4 protein-coding genes are annotated in these 7,104 nt (G+C 33.1%); 3 read left to right on the top strand and 1 reads right to left on the bottom strand.

Going from position 1 to position 7,104, the window contains the following annotated elements:
* Nucleotides 1–383: 383 nt before the first annotated feature.
* Both OEW74_RS17925 and OEW74_RS17930 read left to right on the top strand, forming a co-directional pair.
* The gene (locus OEW74_RS17925; protein WP_265429767.1) at nucleotides 384–3,383 is read left to right on the top strand and encodes a SusC/RagA family TonB-linked outer membrane protein; all 3,000 of its coding nucleotides are present in this window, start codon (nucleotides 384–386) and stop codon (nucleotides 3,381–3,383) included.
* Nucleotides 3,384–3,392: 9 nt separating this feature from the next.
* The gene (locus OEW74_RS17930; RefSeq protein WP_265429768.1) at nucleotides 3,393–5,030 is read left to right on the top strand and encodes a SusD/RagB family nutrient-binding outer membrane lipoprotein; all 1,638 of its coding nucleotides are present in this window, start codon (nucleotides 3,393–3,395) and stop codon (nucleotides 5,028–5,030) included.
* 131 nt (nucleotides 5,031–5,161) lie between these two features.
* Here the strand turns inward: OEW74_RS17930 and OEW74_RS17935 are convergent, their stop codons facing one another.
* Nucleotides 5,162–5,746, bottom strand: coding sequence for a ribonuclease HII (locus OEW74_RS17935; RefSeq protein WP_265429769.1), 585 nt, complete (start codon nucleotides 5,744–5,746; stop codon nucleotides 5,162–5,164).
* Nucleotides 5,747–5,880: 134 nt separating this feature from the next.
* Here OEW74_RS17935 and OEW74_RS17940 point away from each other — a divergent pair.
* Nucleotides 5,881–7,104: TonB-dependent receptor plug domain-containing protein (locus OEW74_RS17940; protein ID WP_265429770.1), on the top strand; the 1,224-nt coding region annotated here is incomplete at its 3' end.

The raw sequence follows: 7,104 nt of genomic DNA on the forward strand, positions 1-7,104 counted from the left end.
ATCTGCCATAAAATTATTACTCAATAAAATTTAAACAGGCTCTAACTTTTTATTTTATTTTATTTTAATACGCTGATTTAAATGTTTTTTGCTTAAAAATCTTTTTTTTATAATCATTAATGAAATTTAGAATAAAACTAATGTCCAAAATTATTATTTCCATAAAACTTGTTTGCTGAAATATAATCTTTTTAATCGATTTGTTTTGCGTTTTGTGCAGTTTTTCAATTGTTTTTTTATTATATGATTAAAATTTGATATGAAATTGATATTGTGATTGAGAAAAAATTAATTTTATTGAATTAATTGATTTTTTTTTAAGTTTTAAGAGTTTATTAACAAAAATTTCACAACTTTACGGTCACAAAAAAATTAATGTTTAAATGAATAAATTAACTACAAGTATTCTTGCTGTGGTGCTTACTTCATCTATTGCCATGATGAACGCTCAAGAAAAGCAAGGCGACTCTTTAAGAACTCAAGACATTCGTGAAGTAGTTGTGACTGGAGCATTAGGGCTTAAAAAAAGACAGGATGCGGTAACTTCTACTAACCAAGTCGTGAATAGCGCAGAAATTACACAAGCAAACAACCCTAATGCAGTTCAATCTTTAACGGGTAAAGTTTCAGGTTTACAAATTAATACAACTAACAATTCTGTTAACTCATCGACAAGAGTTGTGTTAAGAGGACCAAGATCAATTTCTGGAAATAACCAAGCGCTAGTTGTAATTGATGGTGTAATCTCAACATTAGATATTTTACAAAATATACCACCTGAAATTATTGATAATATGAATATTATCAAAGGAATGCAAGGTGCTGCTCTATATGGTGAAAGAGGAAGTAATGGGGTTATTGTAGTAACAACAAAAAGAGGAACAAAAAATGAAAGATTACAGTTTAATCTTACGAGTTCTATTGATTTTTCTACTGTCTTCAAAATGCCAATCAGACAGAAACTTTATGGACAGGGGTATCCCGGAGATACTTTCGATACAACTGATTATGGTGGTGCCAATTGGACGCCTTATGAAAATACAAACTGGGGACCAGCTTACTCTTCTGTTTTAGGAGGTCAATCGTTGATTGTAGGGATGCCACAAGCTGATAATTCTTGGTTGAGAGAGACTTTTAGTTATAAAAAAGATGGAATGTCTAACTTCTTTAAAACGGGCGTTTTAATCCAAAATGGATTGTCTGTGACAGCTGGAGGATCAGATTCTTATGTTTTCTTATCTGTTAACAGAGCTGAAAATGATTTTGTAGTAGAGAAAGATAATTTGAAAAGAAATAATTTCATCTTAAAGGCAGGAAAGCAATTAGGTAAATTTAGAATTGATGGTAATGTTAATTATTTAGACAGAAGAACATCTACTACTGATTCTAATCTATATGGTCAGTTGCTTCAAACTCCAACCAATGTAGATGTAAGGCAGTTTAGAAATTCTCTTCCTGATGCTAGTTATAGTATATATACGGTTAACCCTTACTGGACTATCGATAATGATAGAGCAGATACTAAGGACAGAATATTTACAGGATTGATTAATATGGAGTATAAGTTAAACGATCATATTTCATTTACTTATGCAGGAACTGCTGTTTCAGGTTCTTCAATTCAGGAAAGTCACTTGAATGCGTTTGCATTTGATAGGGTATATGATGGGACCGATACTCCTATCGATGGCACTTCACCTGTAGACTATGGTCTTGACCCAATCATTTCAAATTATTATAAAACAGTATCATCAAGTTTTAGGTATTATGGTGATCTGATGGCAAATTTTGACTATGACTTCACAGATGATCTAAATTTCAAATTTAATGTAGGTCATAATATTCAAGATGCGTCTACTTCTACTACTCAGGTTGGTGGTCAAAATCTTAAAATTCCAGGTTGGTATCATATAAATAATGTACTACAACCAGATTTATTCTCTAGACTTGATAACAGTAATACAAGACAGAGATCTTTTGCGTGGTTTGCCAATTTAGATTTAGGATATAAAGATTTCTTGTATTTTAACTCTACTTTCAGATACGAAAAAAGCTCTCTTACAAGTGTTAATCCTGTGACGATACAAGGAGTTCAATTACCGTTTAGTAATAAAGGATATCCTTATTATTCTTTTGGAGCCTCTTTTATTCCTACAAAAGCGTTTGAAAGTCTAAAAGGAAATGTATTAAACTATGCAAAAGTAAGTTTAAACTACAGTAGAGTAGGAAATAGTTCTACTATTGGTTTGTATGGATTAGACAGAGTTGGTGCTTTCCCGACAGGATACCCTTTTGGATCGCTTTCTTCTTATTTACCTACAACAACAATCTTTGCTCAAGATATTGAGCCTGAATTTTATTTATCAAAGGAGGCTTCGTTACAGTTAGGGTTCTTCAAAGACAGAATTACTTTTGATGGGTCAATATTCAGAAATGATAATAAAAACTTTATTACAACTATTTCTACATCTTCTGCTTCAGGTATAACTAATTTCCAAGATAATATTGGAAATAGTAGAAATAAAGGTTATGAATTAGATTTAGGTCTTACACCTATCAAAACAAAAGATTTTGAATGGAAAATAAGAGGATCATATTCTACATATGATACTGAAATTTTATCATTAGCAGATGGAGCAGATGAAGTAGCATTATATAATTCTACTACTACAAATGTTGGTATATTTGCTGTTAAAGGTGAAAGTTTTCCAGTTATTAAAGGAACAAGATATCAAAGAGACCCAAATGGAAATATTATTGTAAATGCAAATGGTAATCCTCTGTCTACTTCAAATTTTGAAGTTCTTGGAAAAGTTAATCCTGATTATATTTTAGGATTTAGCACATCATTTAAATTTAAGGGAATTACTTTGAGTGCAACTGCGGATTATAGAACAGGAAATAGCTTTGTATCATTAGCAAAAGAAAGTTTAGGTTCTACGGGAGCATCGGAAAAAACAGCTGAATTTGATAGATCTAAAGGTTATGTAATTCCTAATTCGGTTCAGTTGGTGAATGGACAATATATTGCAAATACTACACCGGTAGGTAATGATGATAGTTATTTTGGAGTAATGAATTACTTTACAACTGCTGCTTATTCTTCAATAGGAGAAGAATTTGTGGTAGATGGAACAGCTTTAAAAGTAAGAGAAATTGCTTTAAGCTATGATTTACCAAAATCAATTCTGAAAAGTACTTTTGTTAATTCATTATCAATAGGAGTATATGCGAGAAATCCTTTCTTCATCTATGCAAAAGATAATAGAAACTTTAATGACCCTGAAACGGCTAATACTACTGGAAATGCTGGAGGAATTGCGGTAACAGGACAATATCCTAGTATGAGAACTTTTGGTTTTAACCTTAATGCAACTTTTTAATTAAACAAAATGAAAAATAATAAATTTTTAATAACAATTTTAGCAGCTGCTTTAAGTTTTACGGCAACATCTTGCAGTAATGACTACTTGGATGTTAATGATAATCCAAATGCAGTGCAAGCCGAACAAATTACCCCTGAGCTTATGCTTCCAGGTGCAATTAGCCAAGCTTATAGAACACAGGCTGGAACTATGATGCAGTTTGGGAATCTTATGATGAATAGTTGGGCAGGAAATTCATATACGATTGCAGGTCCGTATTCTAGAGAATTTAGTTTGTCAAGTGTAGATAATACTTTCTATAGAGGGATTTGGGAGGGTTTGTATCCAAGAGTTGCCAATTTCGACCAAATGGAAAAATTTATAAATGATAATCATAAACAAGATTACTATATTGCTATTGCTAAAATTATGAAGGCTTATTACATGCAATATATTGTAGATTTGTATGGAGATGCGCCTTATAGCGAAGCATTTATGGGGCAACAGAATACTACCCCAAAATATGACAATGATGCGGATATTTACAAAGTCTTGATTTCCAAGTTGGAAGAAGCTAATGCTTTAATTGATGCCGCAGATGAACATGCTGAAGAGCCTGTTTCTGATATTGTATTTCATGGAGATATGGATAAATGGAAAGCTCTTTCTAATACAATTAAACTTAAAATGTTAGTTAGAATGTCTAAGGTGACGGGAGACTTGGCAACTTATAGAAATACAAAACTTCAAACTTTGGCTACTGCAACATTTATCGATGAAGAAGTAGTAGTGAATCCTGGGTATTCTACAGCAAGTAATGATCAAATGAATCCTTATATTCTAACTTGGGCAAGAAACGCTTCGGCACAGCAAGTGTCAAATTATGCTGTAGTCGTTGTTTCTGAACATATGGCAAATGCTTTGGAAGGTAATGTTATCTTGAATAATGCGAGTTATTCTAAATTTACAGGACTTAAAGATCCAAGAAGAACGAGATTGTTTACCAATGTAGCTTCAGTTGATTCAAATGGAAATCCATTTACAGGATTAAAAGGTGTAAGGCAGGGTAATGTTCCTGGACAACCGGGAGTACCTGTAGATAATGTAAATACATCAAAACTAGGTGCAGGTAACTTTGCTGGAGGTAATACACCTGCATCGACTTGGGCTCAAATAGTTGATCATAATAATAGTAGAGGTGGCGTTCTTTTTTCAAGAGCAGAAAGTAATCTTCTGCAAGCGGAGGCAGCTCTTAGATGGCCAGCAATCTTTAGTTTCTCTCCATCAAGCAAATTTAATACAGCAATTACAGCAAATGGAGCTTGGTTAGGAGCGAACGCTGCACAAGTTTCAACTTATATTACTTCAGCTAATACTAGAGTTGGGCTTGGTTGGACAGGAACAGATACACAGAAAATTGAGGCAATTATGACTCAAAAATGGATTGCGTTGACCAATATCAATCCAACTGAAATGTTTATTGAATACAATAGAACTGGATATCCTTTTACACCAATGGCAACAACAGCTCAGTATCCTAACAAACCTTACAGATTGGTTTATCCAAACTCTGAATATGCGGCTAACTCAGCGAATGTTCCAAATATTTCAAGTGCAGATGTATTTGTTAAGAATCAACTTACTCCTTTTTGGAATCAGAACTAATTTGAGTTAAAGACAAGTTAACTTATTATAACAGAAAGAGAAGCAGTTTATTGCTTCTCTTTTTTATTTAGAAATATTTTAAATTAAGAAGGGGCTTATTTCTTTAATGATAATTCAACAATGATTTATCCCTAATCATATTTCAAAAGGAAAGAATGTCGATTGTATTTTGTGATACCGTGCTTTATAAGGGCTTCCTGATGTTTTTTTGTGGCGTAACCAAAGTTGGTATTCCATCCATACTCTGGATGTTCTTCGTGGAGTTCTATCATTAATTTATCTCGATAATTTTTTGCTAAAATAGAAGCTGCTGCAATTGATAAAAATTTAGAATCCCCTTTAATTACACATTGATGTGGAATGAAATTATAAGGGTGAAATTTATTTCCGTCTACCAAAATAAATTCGGGTCTTATAGCTAGTTTATCTAAAGCTCTGTGCATGGCATGAATACTGGCGTTCAGTATATTATGTTCATCAATGAATGCAGGAGAAAGCTCGGCAATTGCAAAGCTTTTTACATTATCTTTAATGTAACTATCCAAATCCATCCTTGTTTTAAAACTCAATTTCTTTGAATCGTTAACAAGGCTCTGCTCAAAATTTTCATCTAAAATTACAGCTGCCGCAACAACCGGTCCGCACAGGCAACCTCTTCCAACTTCGTCGCAACCTGCTTCGATGTAATTATTTGACCATTTTTTTAATAAATCCATAAATTTTAACATTTGAAAGCTGTAAAAATGTTGTGAAATACCAAATATTATGTTAAGAACAATAATTTTTTGAAATTTTAACAGTTTTATAAGAGAAGTTTTTACAACTTTGTTAATACAAAATTAATATTTATATGAAGAAATTAACCACAGGGGTGCTAATTTTAGTACTTTCCTCGACTTTTGTGGTTGCCCAAGCGCAAACAAAGCCGAGTGATTCCCTAAAAACACAAGAAATCGAAGGTGTAGTTGTTACTGCATTAGGAATTAAGAGAGAAAAAAAAGCTTTAGGATATTCTTCCCAAACTCTCGACGCAGAGAAAGTCAATTCTGTACCAACAAATAACTTTATTAACAACTTATCGGGTAAAGTAGCCGGTATGGAAATTAAAAATAATGGAAATTTTGGTGGCTCAAGTAATATCGTTTTAAGGGGAGCAAAAAGTATTACAGGGGATAATCAGGCCTTAATAGTGCTTGACGGAGTACCCATTATTAGCGGAAATTTAAATTCAAGCGATGCATCTAGAGGTCGTGACGGATTTGACTTTGGAAACGCAACAGCAGATATTGACCCTAATAATATTGAATCTATAAATGTTCTTAAAGGAGCTGCAGCAACTGCATTATATGGTAGTATGGCAGCAAATGGAGCTGTGATTATTACGACCAAAAAAGGTAAAAAAAGCAAAACCTTAGGATTATCACTGAACTCTACAGTTTCAGTTGGTTCAATTGACAAAACAACATTTCCCAAATATCAAAAACTATATGGAGGTGGATATGGAGGTGAAGATAGTTTTATTAGTGTAAGCGGATATGATTATCCGTTGGCTCCAATAGGAGATGATGCTTCTTATGGACCTGCTTATAATCCGAATACTCTTGTTTATCAGTGGAATTCATTTGTACCTGGAAATCCTAATTATGGAAAACCTACACCTTGGGTTGCTGCTAAAAATGATCCGTCTAAGTTTTTTGAAAATTCATTGGCATTTGTAAATAGTTTCAATTTGAATGGAGGAGATGATGTAAATACTTATAATTTAACATTTACCAACAATTATGAAACTGGAGTATTGCCAAACAGTAGATTAAATAAAAATATGTTGAGTGGTAGTTTTAGTAGAAAATTTTCGGATAAATTTTCAGCAAGAACTTTCTTGACATTTAATGATCAGACAACTGTTGGTAGAAACTCTGTTGGATATGGAGATAACATTCTTACAGGATTCCGGCAGTGGTGGCCTCTAAATGTGGATGTTTTGGAGCTTAGGGACGAATTTTTTAGAACCAACCAGAATTATACTTGGAATATGGTAGACCCAACTGGAGGAAACCTTTCTCCATATTATTGG

The organism is Chryseobacterium sp. YIM B08800, from assembly GCF_026163565.1.
Classification (GTDB): Bacteria; Bacteroidota; Bacteroidia; order Flavobacteriales; family Weeksellaceae; genus Chryseobacterium.

What these genes read in the sequence shown, in the direction of transcription:
- OEW74_RS17935 (WP_265429769.1), bottom strand. Translation starts at nt 5,746, where the DNA reads ATGGATTTATTAAAAAAATGGTCAAATAATTACATCGAAGCAGGTTGC.
- OEW74_RS17925 (WP_265429767.1), top strand. Translation starts at nt 384, where the DNA reads ATGAATAAATTAACTACAAGTATTCTTGCTGTGGTGCTTACTTCATCT.
- OEW74_RS17930 (WP_265429768.1), top strand. Translation starts at nt 3,393, where the DNA reads ATGAAAAATAATAAATTTTTAATAACAATTTTAGCAGCTGCTTTAAGT.